14 protein-coding genes are annotated in these 17561 nt (G+C 36.5%); 12 read left to right on the forward strand and 2 right to left on the reverse strand.

Going from position 1 to position 17561, the window contains the following annotated elements:
- Positions 1-225 precede the first annotated feature (225 nt).
- Both QMO11_RS19565 and QMO11_RS19570 read left to right on the forward strand, forming a co-directional pair.
- Positions 226-1083, forward strand: a complete 858-nt coding sequence (locus QMO11_RS19565; protein ID WP_282039454.1) for a TIGR01777 family oxidoreductase — start codon at positions 226-228, stop codon at positions 1081-1083.
- 39 nt (positions 1084-1122) lie between these two features.
- Positions 1123-1575, forward strand: coding sequence for a hypothetical protein (locus QMO11_RS19570; protein WP_282039456.1), 453 nt, complete (start codon positions 1123-1125; stop codon positions 1573-1575).
- Positions 1576-1629: 54 nt separating this feature from the next.
- Here QMO11_RS19570 and QMO11_RS19575 read toward each other — a convergent pair whose 3' ends face one another.
- Complete coding sequence (locus tag QMO11_RS19575) at positions 1630-2223, reverse strand: hypothetical protein (protein ID WP_282039458.1); 594 nt, start codon at positions 2221-2223, stop codon at positions 1630-1632.
- A 348-nt stretch (positions 2224-2571) separates the two neighbouring features.
- On the opposite strand from QMO11_RS19575, the gene QMO11_RS19580 reads away from it, so the two are divergent.
- The gene (locus QMO11_RS19580; RefSeq protein WP_282039460.1) at positions 2572-4158 is read left to right on the forward strand and encodes a SulP family inorganic anion transporter; all 1587 of its coding nucleotides are present in this window, start codon (positions 2572-2574) and stop codon (positions 4156-4158) included.
- Between the two features lie 207 nt (positions 4159-4365).
- Entirely contained in the window at positions 4366-5250 is an 885-nt protein-coding gene (locus tag QMO11_RS19585) for a sialate O-acetylesterase (RefSeq protein WP_282039462.1), read from the forward strand.
- Here QMO11_RS19585 and QMO11_RS19590 read toward each other — a convergent pair.
- Positions 5237-6223, reverse strand: coding sequence for a helix-turn-helix domain-containing protein (locus QMO11_RS19590; protein ID WP_075602767.1), 987 nt, complete (start codon positions 6221-6223; stop codon positions 5237-5239). The two genes, QMO11_RS19585 and QMO11_RS19590, sit on opposite strands and share 14 nt — an antisense overlap.
- A 242-nt stretch (positions 6224-6465) precedes the next feature.
- Between QMO11_RS19590 and QMO11_RS19595 the strand changes: the two genes are divergently transcribed.
- The 8 genes from QMO11_RS19595 (at position 6466) to QMO11_RS19630 (ending at position 17209) form a co-directional block, all read left to right on the forward strand.
- Positions 6466-6648, forward strand: coding sequence for a hypothetical protein (locus QMO11_RS19595; RefSeq protein ID WP_282039466.1), 183 nt, complete (start codon positions 6466-6468; stop codon positions 6646-6648).
- Between the two features lie 73 nt (positions 6649-6721).
- Positions 6722-7279, forward strand: a complete 558-nt coding sequence (locus tag QMO11_RS19600) for a DUF4136 domain-containing protein (protein ID WP_282039468.1) — start codon at positions 6722-6724, stop codon at positions 7277-7279.
- A gap of 321 nt (positions 7280-7600) precedes the next feature.
- Positions 7601-8617 (forward strand): L-rhamnose/proton symporter RhaT, encoded by a 1017-nt coding sequence (locus QMO11_RS19605; RefSeq protein WP_282039470.1) that lies wholly within the window; start codon positions 7601-7603, stop codon positions 8615-8617.
- 70 nt (positions 8618-8687) lie between these two features.
- The gene (locus tag QMO11_RS19610; protein WP_282039472.1) at positions 8688-9815 is read left to right on the forward strand and encodes a mandelate racemase/muconate lactonizing enzyme family protein; all 1128 of its coding nucleotides are present in this window, start codon (positions 8688-8690) and stop codon (positions 9813-9815) included.
- Between the two features lie 286 nt (positions 9816-10101).
- Entirely contained in the window at positions 10102-11538 is a 1437-nt protein-coding gene (locus QMO11_RS19615) for an NAD-dependent succinate-semialdehyde dehydrogenase (protein WP_282039474.1), read from the forward strand.
- 120 nt (positions 11539-11658) lie between these two features.
- Positions 11659-12330 carry a bifunctional 4-hydroxy-2-oxoglutarate aldolase/2-dehydro-3-deoxy-phosphogluconate aldolase gene (locus QMO11_RS19620; RefSeq protein WP_222844133.1) on the forward strand — a complete coding sequence of 224 codons (672 nt, stop codon included), beginning with the start codon at positions 11659-11661 and terminating at the stop codon, positions 12328-12330.
- A gap of 131 nt (positions 12331-12461) precedes the next feature.
- Positions 12462-13553 (forward strand): sugar kinase, encoded by a 1092-nt coding sequence (locus QMO11_RS19625; protein ID WP_075602761.1) that lies wholly within the window; start codon positions 12462-12464, stop codon positions 13551-13553.
- Positions 13554-13975: 422 nt separating this feature from the next.
- Entirely contained in the window at positions 13976-17209 is a 3234-nt protein-coding gene (locus QMO11_RS19630; protein ID WP_282039477.1) for a glycoside hydrolase family 2 TIM barrel-domain containing protein, read from the forward strand.
- Positions 17210-17561: the final 352 nt, after the last annotated feature.

Here is a 17561-nt window from a genome sequence, read left to right on the forward strand (position 1 = left end):
AACCTTCTTACAGAGTATTAATGCAAAAATAGAAATGAAACATTATTCAATTTTTAAATATCTACTCAAATGGAAAAATAAGACAATAAAGCTGATGTTTACTAGTTTAAACAAAACAAGCAATTATAAAGTTTAGAGAATAAAAGTAATATAGTCTCATTGTTTTCATAGATTTTAGGTAATTCTAATTATTTTGGAAGGGTAATATTTAGTAATGCTATTTTTATGAAAATTTGCTTAACAGGAGGTACTGGGTTTATTGGTTCAAGGGTGAAATCTTTTTTTGAACATAAGGGTTTTATAGTTGAAAATGTGACACGAGCTGACATAAAGAGTTCAGTTGAGAGTTGGAAGCATAAACTGGATGGAGCAGAAATGTTAATCAACTTAGCTGGTGCTCCTATATATAAGCGCTGGACACCTGCATATAAGAAAGAAATACTAAATAGTAGAATTGAAACTACGCTTAAATTATTAGAGGCTTTTAAGCAAATCGAAAATAAACCTTCCCTAGTTTTATCCGCGTCTGCTGTTGGTATATATGATGAGTATGAAATTCATGATGAATTTTCAGATCATTTTGGAACAGGTTTTTTGGCAGATGTTTGTAAACAATGGGAGGCGTCTATTGCCAGTATAGCAACAGAAACTACTCGGTTGGCTATTCTCAGAATTGGCGTTGTATTAGATAGTGGCGGGGGTGCTCTTGCTAAGATGTTGCCTTCGTTTAAAATGGGAATGGGTGCTGTTATAGGCAGTGGAGAGCAAGCTTTTCCATGTATTCATATTAGCGATTTTTTATCAGCCATCTGGTTTCTTTATCAGAATGAGGAATCAAGTGGTATATTTAATATGGTTGCACCAGATATTGTTTCAAATAAATATTTTAGTAAGAAATTAGGCGAGGTACTTCACCGACCTGTATTATTAAAAATACCTCAGAGTCTTTTAAAACTTGGATTAGGGGATGGAGCTGTTGTACTAACTAACGGGCAAAAAGTAAAACCTAATCGACTAATAAAACTAGGTTTTTCATATCAGTTTCCAAGTGTAAATTCTATTTTGGAAGATATACTTAAGTAATTAGTTTTGTGCTTTGGTTGAATTTGATTTAAAGAAGTAATGCAAAATATAAAAGCCGAATTAAAGGCAATAATTGGTAAAACTCTAGATGATAAAGTAATTTCATTAAGTGCTGAAATTATCTCATTGAAAGAATCAAGAGATAGTGATTCGAAGAGTAGTGTGGGAGATAAATATGAAACGTCTCGAGCTATGGCTCATATTGAAATAGATAAACATGAGCGGCAGTTGAATGCTACTAAACAGTTGGGCAATGAAATTAATAAAATAAACCCACTAAGAATATCTGAAACTGTTGAGTTTGGTTCAGTGGTTTACACAAGTAATGGTAATTATTTTATTGCTGTGGCGCAGGGGAAAATAGATTTGGACGGAAAATCATTTTATGCTATTTCGTTAGCATCACCAATAGGTAAAGCTATGTTTGGAAAAAAATGTGGAGATATCCTGATGTTTAATGGTAATAGTTTTACCATAAATCAAATTGAGTAAAGGGTTTAGGGTTATTTCTCAAAAGAAGGTGAAGGGTTAAGGTTTGGTGTTTAATTAGCTCTCTTGTAGTAATTTATTAATCTCGTCATTCGAGAATAATGCAATGAAATTATCCAACTCCTCAGGAGAATTAAAGCTGATATTATATCCTTCTGATCTAACAAACCAATTATCCGAAGACGATAATACACCTGTATTCATAATTAGAGTTGATTCAATGCTTTCATCAGTTTGCTTAAAGCTGTAATGGAAATTAGGGTTAAGCTTTGATTGGAATTGCCAAAGACTCCCATACATAAAGTAACCTTTTACCTTACATTTAATTTTAAGATCTTTTTCTAGAGTCTTAATTTGTTTTTGGTTGTACGTATTATTTAGTTTTACATACTGGTTTTTTGCTTTATTTAAAGCGCTCCTAAATTGTTCTAAGTTCTTAACTTCAACAATGATACCCCCATTCTTTTTATGAATATCTTTTGATGGTAAGGAAATACAAAGTGAGCGTTCCTCACTGCTTCTTTTTAGGATGTTAATTGAATAATTTTTTTCATTAAGAGGTCCGTTGTACTTGGATACTTTTGTTTGTGCATTTGCAATAATCGTAAGTGCCCACATACTTAGTGCTAATGCTGCAATCTTTGTAGTCATTTGTTCTAATAATAAATAAAAATACTAAGCTGAAATTTACTCTCTCGGTTGATAAATTAGCCATTAAAAACGCGAAAATATATAAATGTATGCAAAATTAATGTTGTATCGTTTTAACTTATGGTTACGTTTGATTAACGCAATGAAATATGGGATTAATGTATCGTGCCTGAGTCTATGAGGGGCTAATTTGTGTTTTGCAAGTAGCAAATTCTTATAAATGTCAATACTCTTAATTAATCAAGTGTACATCAATGTTACTTTACAATAAACATATCTGTGATCTCTGTTGTTATTGTTTTAATTCTGGATATAACAGATTTGTATAAACCTTAATTTTTAAATCATATGAAGAATAATTTCTTTTCAACCTTTAAGAATGATTTACCTGCAAGTATAGTAGTTTTCTTTGTTGCATTGCCTCTTTGTTTAGGGATAGCATTAGCAAGTGGAGCGCCTCTTTTTTCTGGACTTATTGCTGGTATTGTTGGTGGTATAGTTGTTGGTAGCCTAAGTGGCTCTAAAATTGGAGTAAGTGGGCCTGCGGCAGGTTTAGCAGCCATTGTATTAACTGCTATTGGGACCCTTGGTAGTTATGAGAATTTTTTGTTGGCAGTTGTTTTGGGTGGACTTATCCAAATGTTATTCGGTGTTTTAAAGGCTGGTATTATAGGTTATTACTTCCCATCATCCGTAATTAAAGGTATGCTAACGGGTATAGGTATAATAATAATATTAAAACAAATTCCTCATTTCTTTGGGTATCATGGTGATCCTGAAGGAGATTTTGCTTTCTTTCAATTAGATGGAGAAAATACCTTTTCCGAAATTTTTAAGACTTTTGATTATATTAATATTGGTTCCTTAGTTATAGGTTTAGTTAGTTTGGCTATACTAATTTTGTGGGAAACTGTTTTAACCAAGAAAGCCAAAATATTTCGTATTATTCAAGGGCCATTAGTGGCTGTTGCTGTAGGAATATTGTTTTACTTAAATACAGATTCTATTCTAAACTTGCAGATTTCGAGTAGTCAAATGGTTTCTGTACCTATCCCAGATAGTGTAGATTCATTTTTAGGACAATTTAGCTTCCCTAATTTTAATGCAATATTCCAGCTGGATATATGGATTGTTGCTTTTTCAATAGCTCTTGTGGCTAGTTTAGAGACTTTACTTTGTGTTGAAGCTACGGACAGGTTAGATCCACACAAAAATGTTACTCCTACAAATAGAGAGCTATTGGCTCAAGGAGTTGGTAATATTGTTTCAGGAATGGTTGGTGGTTTGCCAATTACACAAGTAATTGTAAGAAGTTCTGCAAATATTCAGTCAGGGGGACGAAGTAAAGCTTCAGCTATAATACATGGAATCTTTCTTTTATTGTCGGTAATGGCAATTCCTGGCTTATTAAATATGATTCCTCTATCTGTTTTGGCAGCAATATTATTAATAGTGGGATATAAACTGGCTAAACCAGCATTGTTTGTTAAAATGTTTAAAATGGGTTGGATTCAGTTTGTTCCTTTTTTAATAACTATTATAGGAATTGTGTTTGTTGATTTATTAAAAGGAATTGGATTTGGCTTAGGAGTAGGCATTATTGTTATTCTGATAAAAAGTTACCAAAATTCACACTTTCTACATATTGAAGAAAAAGGCCCTAATCATAATAAGCTGAAGATGACACTTGCCGAGGAAGTAACCTTTATCAATAAGGGTGCTATTCTTGTTGAGTTAGATAGTATTCCAGAAAATTCGTTCTTAGAATTAGATGTGTGTAAAACCAAATATTTAGATAATGATATTATTGAAATATTAGAAGATTTTGGTTTAAAAGCCCGAGAAAGATCAATCAATATTAAGTTAGTTTCTCAAAGAGGAGTTGTTGAAAATCCAGAGAGTTATATTGATTTTTTTAAAACAGCCATGATATAATATGAATAAATAGTACTATACAAAAGGGGCATAGGCCCCTTTTTTTGTACCTATTAGTTCCATCAAAATGGGATTCTTGGGAGAAACAAGTTCAAAATTATTACAGAGAACATTGCATATACCTGTAAAACCATATTAACGGCGTTGGTTTATCAAATTTGGCATCAATAAATTAATAACGTTTTTTATCCTGAAACCATTTAGAATATGATTTTCCTCAAGAACAAGAACCTAGTACTATTATCGATATTAATAACATTCCAACTATTAAATATATCAGCACAATCAAATATAAAGGTTGTTTTACTCGGAGGTCAATCCAATATGGCAGGTAGGGGTGTATATTCTAAATTATCAAATGAAGATAAACAACGCATAGAACAAGTTAAAAGTAGAGTGTTGGTGGTATCGCAATCCAAAGAGGCAACTCCTTTATCCTATTCTAAAGCAGATAAACGTAAAAAAGAATTTGGTCCAGAGTTATTTATTGGCGTTACTCTAGCTGAACAATTTCCGAATGATACTTTTTTATTTATCAAGACTGCAGTTGGAGGCACATCACTGCATGGGGCTTGGAGTCCTGATTGGACACAAGAGAAAGCCATTGCTTCAGAGCGAGGTGAAGCCCGTCAGAAGATGAAGCTTTATCACGACCATATTAAAAGTATCCATGCTAACTTAACTCAGTTAGAGCAAGAAGGTAAATCATATGATATTATAGGAATGGCATGGATGCAAGGCGAAAAGGATACTCGTTTAGAGTTGTCTGCTAGTGAATATGAATCCAATTTAAAGCGTTTAATACAAGCCTATGAAATTGAATTTAAAATAGAAAATATGCCTTTTGTTTTCGGACAAATCAATAATCCATCACGTACGAAAGATTATCAGAAAGGTGTTCAAGTTGTAAGAAGTGCAATGACTAATGTGGCCAATTCTAGTGATTTTATCCACATGATACCTACCTCAATGGATACCACATGGAGCGATTATCCAAAGCATGAAGATAATGTACATTATAATTGCGAAGGACAGAAGCGTTTGGGGTCAGATATGGGCAAAGCATTAATTCAATTGATTACTTTGCCTTAACTACTTCGGTAGGCAGTAGTCCTTTAATTTTCTTAAACATACTACTAAATTTAGATAGGTTAGAGTAGCCCAAATCATAACCGATTTCTGAAACAGAATAGTTACCTGTTTTTAATCTACGATAGGCTTCTTCTATTCTAGCGTGTGTGTAAAATTGATAAATAGATTTGCCAAATAAATGCTTAAAATCCTGTTTGAGTTTAGTGGGGCTAATGCCAAATTCTTTCGACAATTCATCAATAGTAAAGGAGGTTTCAAGGTTCTCAACTATTTTTGCTTTTATGGCATTTAGCATTTTGTAGTCATCTATATGTAACCCTGATAACTCTTCTTTATCAACTTCATGTTTAAAATGTAGGGCAATATTGGTAAATACCTCAAGAGCTCGAGCCGACATTAGTGGTACTTTTCCGTTCTCTAAAGCATCAAAGGAAAATAAATCACTTATTAATTTATCATTTTCAACAGATAGGTTTGAGTGATAACCAAGCCCTTCATTAGTATTAAATAGTTCTTTGAATACTGCCGGTAAGCCTTCGTAAATTGGCCCTAATTTAGTTATGTTGAATTTGAAACCTAACCATTTAATATTGGTATTAGCAGGGAATTCTCCTTCAACAGGAAATAGTCCGTTGTATAAAAATACATTTCCATCAAGTCCGCCTTCCATGTTGGTTTGGATACCTTCATATAAATGAGCAAATAACCCTTCTTTAATAATGTTAATGTGCAAAAGGTCAGGATTATTATCTGGAGTTCTAGATATAATAAGCGGTTTTCTTGAGCATATTGAAGCATAGGTAAATTCAACTCCCTCAATTGAAAAGAAGCGAATGGTCATTTTAACAGGACCTGTTTTTATTTCTAAACCGTTATCAGTTTCCTCTCCTCCTAAAGCTTGCTTAAATCCAGTAATGTAGTTTCTTGCTACTCCCTCAGGTATTTGAATTTTTATTTTGTCGTCAGTATTCATAGGTTATAAACTAGGTAATTGAATGTTTATTCTAGGTATCTAAAGTAAGTAAATAATTAAAAAAATGTTCAGATTTTAATTAACGGGCATTGTATTAAATAAGTTGTTGATTTTATAATCTCATTTAAAGCGGTTGTCCTAAAGGGATGATGCTATGTCTTCATGGGATATTCTAAGGATGTAAAACCTAGCATATTTGTAACAGTTAAAATTACAAAGTCAAACATTAAAATTTTCAAGTCATGAAGAGTTTAAAAGAAGTATTATTTATTGGATTAGTTTTATTTGGTTTAGGTTTCACATCATGTAGCAAAGATGATGATGCTCCAGAACCTATTAATCCAGAGCAACCAACAAACCCTATTGCTCCAGAGCCAGGTAATCCTGCTCATCCTATTATTCCAGAAGGAATTCAACCTGTATAGATTAAGTGTTTTATAGCCTCAGTGTTATTTTTTATTAGTGCTGAGGCTTTGTTTAATTTTAAAAACTGAAGTGATGAAGAAATTAATGTATTTTTTAATAGCAATCTTAGTATTGTCGAGTTGTTCTTCAACTAAAGTTACAAGCGACCAAGTGAGTAATGTTGAGTTTAAAGATTATCAAACCTATAAAATAAGCCACGTGCCTAATAAAAATGGTGAAACCATTAACCCAATAAATATGCAGCGTGTTGATAAAGCTATTCAGAATGAATTAGCAGACCGCGATCTTGTTGTATCTGACGACCCTAGTATGCAAATTGTTTGGGGGTTTGGAGTGGATGTTCAAAAGAGCTACTCTACAAATACAAATTATTACCGACATGGAGGTGCCGGATTTAGAGGTCGTTATGGTGGCTATGGAATGGCTAGCAGCCAAAGTGATACACAAGAATACGATACAAGTACTGGGAAATTACAAATTGCAGTTATTGACACACGCACAGAAGAGGTAGTGTGGATTGGTACAGCAGAAGATGATTTTAAAGGTAAAAGTAAAAAAGTTGAAGAAAAGATAACTGAGGTTATAGGCAAGGTATTCGATGAATTCCCTGTAAGTAAGCATCAGTCTTAAATATTTCATGACGGATCGAAGGGGAGATGTAAAAAAGCGGATCCCTTTCGTATTCGTTAAAAGATTAGGTGGATTAATACATTAAAAGCAGATTGATTGTGAATAAATTTAGCTGGAAGTATTAGAGTATTCTGTCTATAAGTGTTGGGGTAGGGCGCATTGGTAATCATATTATCGATGCGCCCTTTAGCTATTTAGGCAATTGTTATTTTTATCATATCCTAAATCGGGTAAAATAGTGTTAGTCTTAGGTAATTTCCGCCAATTATTAGTGTATCCAATTCCATTACTTTGTATAGTTAATTATAAAACTAAAGAAATATGGAATTTGCATTTTTGCCATTAGCACTAATATTATTTGCCACTCTCTTTCAAGGTTCATTCGGATTAGGGATGAAGTTTATGGCTCCACTAAAGTGGGAAGCTTGGTGGTTGGTTCATTCGTTATTTGCAATGATAATTTTACCAACTATTTGGGCCAGTGCTGTTGTGCCTGATTTATTTGGGGCCATTGCTCAAGCGCCAATGGACATTAAGATATTGGCTATGTTATTTGGTGCATTATGGGGAATAGGTGGAATCATGTTTGGTAAAAGTGTTCCTTATATTGGTATGTCGCTCACCTATGGTATTGTACTGGGTTTATGTGCCGCAGCAGGAAGCTTAATTCCATTCTTCATTAAAGATAATCCAAATATGGCCGCTTTACCTTATGTGGTAGGTGGTGTATTTATTATGGTGCTAGGTGTTGCATTGGCAGCCTATGCAGGAATCCTTCGCGATAGAGCCACAGAGGATGGTGATTCAAAAGTGAATTTAAAAGTAGGTATCATCATCGCAGTTATCAGTGGATTTTTATCAGCACTATTAGGTGTTGGTTTCGATATAGGTTATGCCGAGGGCGAAGGTATTGGAAAATTTGCTCAAGAGGCAGGTGCCATTCCACGCAATAGTAGTTTAGCCATTTGGGTAGTTGTACTTTGGGGTGCTTTCATCTTAAATGCAGCATATTCAATATTCCTTTTATTTAAAAATAAATCATGGAACTCGTTTAAAGCACCTAATTCAGGTAAAGCTTATATGTGGTCTATCATTGCAGCTATTTGTTGGTTTGGCGCCTTGGGTGTATACGGACAGGGAGCTACTTTAATGGGTAACATGGGTTCTGTAGTTGGTTGGCCAATATTAATGGGAGGCGGACTTATAGTAAGTAACGTTTGGGCTTATCTAAACAAAGAGTGGGCAGGTGCTAAAAAACCATTTGCATGGTTAATGTTTGGTGTAGCTGTAATCTGTGTAGGTATGATAGTAATTGGCTATTCAAACACAGTTTCGTAAGTATATAATAAAATTAAGAAGGGCGGTGTGAGGTTTATCCTTGCACTTCCTTCAATATTCCAGATAAGAAATGAAGATTAAGTCAATAGAAACATTCGTTTTATCAGACAAGTTAGATAAGCCATTTTATTTTTCGCAATGGTCGTACAGCGAGCGTAAAATATGCTTGGTGAAGTTAACTACTGAGTGTGGTATAGTTGGTTGGGGAGAAGGTTATGGCCCTGCCGATGTATTGAGTGCTGGTGTTAAGTTACTTTCTCAGTATGTTATGGGAATGAATCCTTTGGAGAACGAAACCATTTGGGATACCATGTATCGTCGTTCTTTAGATTATGCGCGTAGAGGGGTGCTTGTGGCATCAATCAGTGCCATTGATATGGCTGTTTGGGATGCCAAAGGTAAAGCTTTAAATGTACCAGTGCACCAACTATTGGGTGGTAAAAAGCGCGATATCATTACGCCTTATGCAACCGGTTTATACTTCCGTGAGGAGAAAGATTTAACGCAAGCTTTGGCTGATGAGGCAGTGATGTATAAAGATTTAGGCTACCACGCTGTTAAAATGAAGGTAGGTATGACGCTTGAAAAGGATATTGAAATGGTGCATGCCGTGCGCAAAGCCATTGGCGATGATATGAAACTAATGGTAGATTCTAACCACGCTTATAATCTTCGCGAAGCTATTATCTTATCTAAGGCAATTGAGGAATACAATATCGGTTGGTTCGAAGAGCCTGTTTCTCCAGAATATTACGATCAGTATGCGGAGTTACGTCAAAATACTACCATTCCTATTGCGGGTGGTGAGTGTGAAAATTTACGTTACGGTTTCCACCAATTATTCAAAAACAATTCGGTTGATATTGCTCAGCCCGATATTGCTGCTTGTGGTGGTTTAACTGAGGTTAAAAAGATAGCTGCTTTGGCATCGGCTTATGGTAAGGAGATTGTACCGCACAGTTGGGGTACTTATATTGCTATTTCGGCAGCCATGCATTTTATTAGTAATTTAGAGAACATCCCGGGTAGAATGTTTAATTCGAACTTCTATATGGAGCATGATAGAACGGATAATGATTTAAGAGATAAGGTAACTATTCCTGATTTTGAAGTGAAAAACGGCGAATTAATTGTTTCTGATAAACCAGGTTTAGGGGTTGAGGTAGACGAAGCGGCTTTAGCTAAGTTTTGTTTGTAAAGCGATTAAAGGATGGTTTATTGTAGAGTTTTAATACAGAGTTATGTGAGGATGGCCTCTTTACAAAGAGCTTTTGTTTTAGTTAAAGCTTTAGTAAGACTGGGAAGTTGAGAGCTTCGCTCGAAAATCACCCAGCCGCACTTAAGCTGTAAATAAATAAGAAAGGTTTTTGTAAAGCAGCCTTGATCTTTTTTGCTTCGTTTTTTCTATCAAGAGAAAAAATGAAGTCGGGTTTGGGCTGAAAGCCCATTATATACTTAATTAAGTAAATACAAAAAAATAAGATATGAATTTCGGATATAAAAAAATGTACATCGGCGGTAAATTAGTCGATGCCATTTCAGGAAACAAACACCAAGTAATTAACCCAGCTACCGAAGAGGTAGTGGCAGAAGTTGCATCGGCAGGTGTTGCTGATGCAGAATTGGCCTTAATTGAGGCTGAAAAGGGTTTTAAGTACTGGAGTAAATTACCTTTATCGGAGCGTACGGAATGGATGATGAAATTCCGCGACGAAGTTCTTAAAAACGATGATATCCTGCGTAAAGCAGTGATGTTTGAAATGGGTAAATCCTATGAAGCAGCTGCTGAAGATGTTCAGTTATTGGCTGACGGATTGGAGTTTTATCCGCAAGCGATGCGCAATATGCACGATGAAATTATTCCAGACATGGAAAACACGCATCGTCATAAAGTAGTAAACCAACCTACAGGGGTTGCTGTGGCTTATTTGGCATGGAATTTCCCTCTATTAAATGTAGGTTATAAAGTTGGGCCCGCTTTAGCAGCAGGTTGTTCTATCATTATCAAGCCATCTGAATTAACGCCATTATCGGCTTATTTAGTGGGTGAGATATTGGAGAAAATTAACTTCCCAGCGGGTGTTGTAAACTTTATTAGCGGACCGGTTAACGAGGTGGCAACAACCATGACCAAGAGTAAGATAGCGAAAGTACTTACCATGATTGGATCATCTGCTTCAGGAAAAAGAGTAATTGCTGATTCGGCAACTACAGTAAAGCATGTAAGTTTAGAGTTGGGTGGTAATGCGCCATTTGTGGTATGCGAAGATGCTGATATCGATTTAGCGGTTAATATTGGTGCAGCCTTAAAATATGGTAATTGCGGACAAATTTGCGTGTCTCCAAACCGTTTCCTAATCCACGAAAGTGTATATGATCAATTCCTTGAGAAATTTACAGCAAAAGCCAAAGCGGTTAAAGTAGGTTTCGGTATTGAAGAAAAACCAGATATGGGACCTTTAGTTACCTCTCGTGATAGAGACCGTATTTTAAAGTTAGTGGCTGATGATGTAGCATCGGGAGCAGAATTAGTAACCGGAGGTAAGGTACCTGCAGGCATGGATAAAGGAAACTTTATTGAGCCTACTATTTTATCAGGAATCACAAAAGAAAGCAGAACTTTTAAAGAAGAGATTTTTGGCCCTGTTGCTGCCATGATGAAATTCTCAAGCATTGATGAGGTTGTGGAGCTATCAAACGATACAGAGTATGGTTTGGTTTCTTATGTTTTCTCTAAAGATGAAGGTGTAATTCGTCGCTTATCAGAAGAGTTAGATTTTGGAGAAGTTCAAGTAAACGGTGTAAAATATGCCATCTACCTACCGCATGGAGGAATTAAAGAAAGTGGAATTGGTCACGATTGTTCTTACTTGGCTTTAAACGACTATCTCGTTAAGAAAAGAATCTCTACTGCCTTATAAACCAGTATTGGTTTAAATAACAATATAAATTTTGGATTGACTAGTTGATCTACAGCTTAAATGCTGTGGATTAGCTATGCTCAACTCCAATATGTAGTAATCACATTTATAACTTAATATATGCAACCTATTGCACAACAGGCTATGACGCCTGAAATTATCACAAAAATTGACCAAAGTGGCGTAATTGCAGTTTTGGTTATCGACGATGTTAAACATGCGGTACCAACTGCCAAAGCCTTATTAAAAGGTGGTGTGGATGCCATTGAATTAACCTTACGTACCGATGCTGCCTTAGATGCTGCAGCTGCCATTAAAAAAGAAGTGCCTGAAATGTGTTTGGGTTTTGGTACACTATTAACGGTTGATCAGGTTAAGGCTATTGCCGATGTGGGTGCCGATTTTGCTGTGGCTCCAGGATGTAATCCTCGTATTATTCAGGAAGCTCACAAACAAGGTTTGTCATTTGCTCCGGGTATTATGACTCCAACTGATATTGAAATTGCAGTTGAAAATGGCTGTAGAGTTATTAAATATTTCCCTGCTGAAACTTCAGGGGGTATGAAGCACTTAACAAATATGGTTGCACCTTATGGATACTTAAACCTTAAGTTTATCCCCTTAGGCGGATGTAATATCCAAAATGCAGCAAGTTACCTTGAGTCTCCTTTAATTACTGCAATTGGTGGTTCATGGATTGCGAAGCAACCATTAATACAAGGCGAGCAGTGGGATACCATTACTGCAAATGCACAAGAAATAACAGATTTAATTAAAAAGGTAAGAGGGTAATTTTAATTCCATCTTCGAGTTTAAATATAAAGACTTAAGTATAAGGATATTCAATAGGAGTAAGGTCGGTATTTTTTAACCTAAATTCTAAGATCTTATCCCTATTGCTTTATACTATTAAAAAAAATAACATGAGTAAAATAGTAACTTTCGGAGAAATAATGGGACGTATCTGTCCTGAGAACTTCCAACGTTTTCGTCAGAGTATGCCAGGTAAGCTTGATCTTACATTTGCTGGTGCCGAAGCCAATGTAGCTGCATCTGTAGCCATGTTAGGTGGCGATGTTAAGTTTGTAACAGCATTACCTGATAACGAAATGACAGAAGCTTGTCTTTCAGTTTTAAAAGGAATTGATGTAGATACATCTGGTATCAAATTAACAGATCACGGTCGTTTCGGATTGTATTTTGTTGAGCGTGGTGCTAACCAACGTCCGAGTAGAGTAATGTACGATAGAGATTATTCTGCCGTTTCAATGACTCCGGGCGAGGACTACGATTGGAATACCATTTTTGATGGTTCGGAGTGGTTACACACCACAGGTATTACACCTGCCTTGTCTGAAATGTCGGCAACAGCTGCTGAAATAGCAGTTCGTACTGCAAAAGAAAAAGGATTAACCGTTTCGTGCGACCTTAACTTCCGTAAAAAATTATGGCAGTGGCAAACCGGTACCTCAGCAACCGATTTAGCACAAAAAACAATGCGTGCCATTTTACCTTACGTTGATGTGGTTATTGCCAACGAAGAGGATGCGCACGATGTGTTGGGTATCTCTGCAGAGAATACAGATATTGAAGGCGGTAAGCTTGATGTGGATAAATATGTTGATGTAGCAAAAGAAATCATTCGTCAGTTCCCTAATGTAAAAAAGGTAGCCATTACTTTACGTGAGAGTTTATCGGCAACACATAACAACTGGGGAGCATTATTATACGATGCTACCGAAGGTAAAGCACATATTGCTCCAATGAATAATGGCGAATATGCCCCTTATCAAATTAAAAATATCATCGACCGTGTTGGTGGTGGCGATTCTTTTGGTGCAGGTTTAGTATTTGCATTAAATACACCCGATTTAGCAAAATCAGCAGATGCTATTCGTTTCGCTGTAGCAGCTTCTTGTTTATGTCATTCAATTAATGGCGACTTCAACTATTCGTCGCGTTCAGAAGTAGAAGCTTTAATGGGCGGATCGGGTTCTGGTAGAGTAGTACGATAATTAGTAATACAGTTGTAAGGCAATGGTATAAAGACAAAAGACACCAATGATTTCAAATGAGAACTTGTTATCACGAATCGTTTTTAGGTAACAAATTCAATCGCTAAATCTTTTAACTGGAGGTAAGCAATCTTAAGTCTTTATACTTGAATCTTAATACTTGATACTAGATTATAACTAAATAGGGCAAACTTGTATGTAGGTGGTAATTGATATCCGTAAAGGTTTTTAATAATGCATACAAGTTCTGCCTATTTTTGTTTTATGGTCTGTTGTCCATATTTAGTCTAGTGCTGTGAGGCACTATTTATTGCTTCTTAGCCCTATATTCGTGAAAATAATCCAGTGTACTGGATGAAAATAAAGTAACGAAACATACATTAATTTTAGATATTCAATATCTATCAAAACAATTTTAACACATGAACAAGTACATAGTATTAGTAGCATTTCTATTGGCTTCAGTTCAGTTCGGATTTGCCCAAAACGATTGGGAAAACGAAATGATGTTCGAGCAGAATAAAATGGATGCCAGAGTGCCCAGTTATTCTTATTCTAACGCAGATGATGCCTTAGTGGGTAACAGAGACAAAGCACGTATAAAATCTTTAAATGGCGTTTGGAAGTTTAACTACGTTGGTAAAACAGATGACAGACCAACTGATTTTATGGCAAAAGATTTTAAAGGTGCCGATTGGAGCGATATCAAAGTCCCATCAAACTGGGAGCTTCAAGGTTTCGGACAGCCTATTTATACTAATATTACTTACCCTTTTACGCCACATATTTTAGATGGCACATTAAAATACGATTGGAAAGGTCCTCAGCCTCCAATGCCCCCATATATCTACAGAGATAATCCTGTGGGAAGTTACTTCCGCGACTTTGAAGTACCTGCCGATTGGGATGGTCAATCCATAATTCTTCATTTTGGTGGTGTAACTTCGGCATTTCATTTATGGGTGAATGGCGAAAAAGTGGGTTATAGTCAGGGAAGCTGTTTAGCAGCCGAGTTTGATATTACCGAGTTTCTTACGGAAGGAACAAACAGAGTAGCCTTACAAGTTTTTCGTTGGTCGGATGGCAGCTATCTCGAAGATCAAGACCACTGGCGCTTGAGCGGAATTCATCGCGAGGTGTTATTAATGGCTCAACCTAAAGTGGCCTTAAACGATTTCTTTGTTCGCACTAAGTTTGATGCCAATATTGAAAATGCCAAATTAGAAATTCGTCCGAAGCTTTGGCTTAAGGATGGGGAAAAAGATTTAAAAGGATGGACATTATCTGCCGAGTTATTTGATGCTTCAAATAACAAAGTGTTGGAAAAACCAATGTCAGTTCCTGTTGAAAAAATACGTAAGCAACGTTACGCTGCGCGCGATATGCCAAAGTGGGCTATGCTTGAGGCAGAAATAAACCACCCAACAAAGTGGTCTGCTGAAAACCCTTACTTGTATAATATTGTATATACTTTAACAGATGCCAATGGAGCTGTAGTGGAAGCACGCAGCCAGAAAATGGGTTTCCGTAAGGTAGAGTTTGGTAAAAATCAAGAGCTATTGATTAATGGCAAAGAGGTTAAAATAATGGGCGTTAATCGCCACGATCATGATTCTGAAAGAGGCAAAGCATTAACACGCGATGATATGCGCGAAGATGTGGAGCTAATGAAACGCTTTAATTTTAATGCAGTGCGTACCTCGCATTATCCTAATGATCCTTACTTCCTCGAACTTTGTCAAGAGTACGGTATTTATGTAATGGACGAGGCCAATATTGAAACACATCACTTGGGTGGATATTTGGCCAATCAGCCAACATGGCCCGCTTCAATCATGAGCCGTGTAATTAGAATGGTGGAACGCGATAAAAACTTCCCTTGTGTCATTTCGTGGTCGCTGGGTAACGAGTCGGGTACAGGACCTGCTTTTGCAGCTGCTGCCGCTTGGATTCATGAGTACGATCGCTCTCGTTTTGTGCATTACGAAGGCGCACAAGGAGATCCTGAGCATCCTGATTACGAAGAAGGAGATAATGTAGGTTATAAATATGCAAATGACCCTGCTATGGCAAACCCTACCGATCCGGGCTATGTGGATGTTATTAGTCGTATGTATCCTAACTTGGATCAGCTTAAGAATATGGCCAGCAGTCCTTATATCAGCCGTCCTATTATTATGTGCGAGTACCTACATGCCATGGGTAACTCCATTGGTGGATTGGGCGATTTCTGGGACGAAATTAGAGTGACACCTAACTTAATAGGTGGTTTTATTTGGGATATGATTGATCAAGGAATTGAGAAAGAAGGTCCTGATGGCAAAACATTTTTTGCTTACGGAGGTGATTTCGGCGACAAGCCAAACGATGCTAACTTCTGTATGAACGGAGTTTTTGCTTCTGATAAATCGCCACATCCACATGCGTGGGAATGTAAATACGTATTTCAACCACTTGTTGTTGAGGCTGTAGATATTAAAGCCGGAAAAGTAAGATTCATCAATCGCTTCTCTTTCTCTAACCTGAATAACTACGATTTCAAGTGGAGCTTATCTCAAAATGGTAAAGAAATTCAGAAGGGAAGTTTAGCAAGCATCGATATCGCAGCAGCGGAATCAGGCATTGTAAATATTCCATTAAAGGCAATTAAGTTCAATGCTGAATCGGAGTATTTCTTAAGAATTAGCATGCACGAAAAGCAAGATCGCCTATGGTGCAAAAAAGGTTTTGAAGTAGCTAAAGAGCAATTGTTGGTTCAAGAAAGAACTGCGCCGGTAACAGTACCAAATGTTTCGGGAACTGCATTTGAGGTGGCCGATGCTAATAATAACTTAGCGCTATCTACCAAAAACTTCAGTGTTGCTGTAAGTAAAGAAAATGGAGCTTTAACATCTTATATCCTAAAAGGAAAAGAACAGTTATCATCGCCTTTAAAGCCTAACTTTACGCGCCCAACAACAGATAACGATACACGAGGAGCCAACTATAAATTCTTTAAGCAATCGAGAAATGTTTGGGAAAAATTACCCGCCGAACTTGAAACTTCTTCTGTTGAGGTAATTAGTAACGAGAATGGTAAAGCAGTTATTGAAGTAAAACAAAATAAGGGTGCTAAAATTAATTTAGTAACTCAGTATGTGTTGTTTAATAACGGTACCCTTGAGGTAAATATGAATTTAGATGCCGATAAATCATTGGCTAGTCTTATTCGTTTTGGTGCCACAATGGGTGTTTCTTCTGATCTTGTGAATACAGCTTATTACGGTAATGGCCCTGTGGGAACTTACCCGGATAGAATGAGAAATGGAGAATTAAATGTGTATAATTTCAAAACCGACGACTTGTTCTACAACTATGCGTATCCACAAGAAAATGGAAACAGAACCCTTACGCGTTGGTTTAAAATGAGTAATGCTAAAAAAGCAGGTTTACAATTTGTGGCTGAGCCTGAGTTTAGCTTTTCAGTATGGCCTTATTCAGCCGATAATATTGAAGAAGCAGAGCATCCTTACGATTTAAAAGCACAAGGTTTTTATACGGTAAATATTCATATGCTACAGGCCGGAATGGGTGGTACCTTATCTACTCGTTTGCCGCAATACCTGCCACAATCAGGCAAGTATAGCTTTAAGTTTATGATAAGCCCAATTAAATAGAATAGTTATGATTTTTGCAATTTAATATGATAATTTAGAGTTGAAGGAGCAGCCTTAGGGTTGCTCCTTTTTTTATGGGAGAATTATTCTATTGTGTTGTGTGCAAGACTACGCTATTGCGTCATCGCGAGGCACGCGGCGATCTCAAGGCGTTTTGTAAGTCGGGAGAGTGAAGACAGAAGTGCTTTACAGCTTGCCTATGATTTAATTACGCGATGTAGTCGAGCTGCAAAGTAATTTATAACTTATCATTTACCACTTCATTTAATAAAGTCGCCTTGAGATTCCTTCGTGCCTACCAATGACAGAAAATTATATTTACCTGTTTAATAGTGCTTTATGAAATTATCAT

The organism is Saccharicrinis aurantiacus, assembly GCF_947489045.1.
Lineage (GTDB): Bacteria > Bacteroidota > Bacteroidia > Bacteroidales > Marinilabiliaceae > Saccharicrinis > Saccharicrinis aurantiacus.

Bases quoted from the DNA above. Each gene is read 5' to 3' on its own strand.
- QMO11_RS19565 (WP_282039454.1), top strand. From the start codon at position 226: ATGAAAATTTGCTTAACAGGAGGTACTGGGTTTATTGGTTCAAGGGTG.
- QMO11_RS19570 (WP_282039456.1), top strand. From the start codon at position 1,123: ATGCAAAATATAAAAGCCGAATTAAAGGCAATAATTGGTAAAACTCTA.
- QMO11_RS19575 (WP_282039458.1), bottom strand. From the start codon at position 2,223: ATGACTACAAAGATTGCAGCATTAGCACTAAGTATGTGGGCACTTACG.
- QMO11_RS19580 (WP_282039460.1), top strand. From the start codon at position 2,572: ATGAAGAATAATTTCTTTTCAACCTTTAAGAATGATTTACCTGCAAGT.
- QMO11_RS19585 (WP_282039462.1), top strand. From the start codon at position 4,366: ATGATTTTCCTCAAGAACAAGAACCTAGTACTATTATCGATATTAATA.
- QMO11_RS19590 (WP_075602767.1), bottom strand. From the start codon at position 6,223: ATGAATACTGACGACAAAATAAAAATTCAAATACCTGAGGGAGTAGCA.
- QMO11_RS19595 (WP_282039466.1), top strand. From the start codon at position 6,466: ATGAAGAGTTTAAAAGAAGTATTATTTATTGGATTAGTTTTATTTGGT.
- QMO11_RS19600 (WP_282039468.1), top strand. From the start codon at position 6,722: ATGAAGAAATTAATGTATTTTTTAATAGCAATCTTAGTATTGTCGAGT.
- QMO11_RS19605 (WP_282039470.1), top strand. From the start codon at position 7,601: ATGGAATTTGCATTTTTGCCATTAGCACTAATATTATTTGCCACTCTC.
- QMO11_RS19610 (WP_282039472.1), top strand. From the start codon at position 8,688: ATGAAGATTAAGTCAATAGAAACATTCGTTTTATCAGACAAGTTAGAT.
- QMO11_RS19615 (WP_282039474.1), top strand. From the start codon at position 10,102: ATGAATTTCGGATATAAAAAAATGTACATCGGCGGTAAATTAGTCGAT.
- QMO11_RS19620 (WP_222844133.1), top strand. From the start codon at position 11,659: ATGCAACCTATTGCACAACAGGCTATGACGCCTGAAATTATCACAAAA.
- QMO11_RS19625 (WP_075602761.1), top strand. From the start codon at position 12,462: ATGAGTAAAATAGTAACTTTCGGAGAAATAATGGGACGTATCTGTCCT.
- QMO11_RS19630 (WP_282039477.1), top strand. From the start codon at position 13,976: ATGAACAAGTACATAGTATTAGTAGCATTTCTATTGGCTTCAGTTCAG.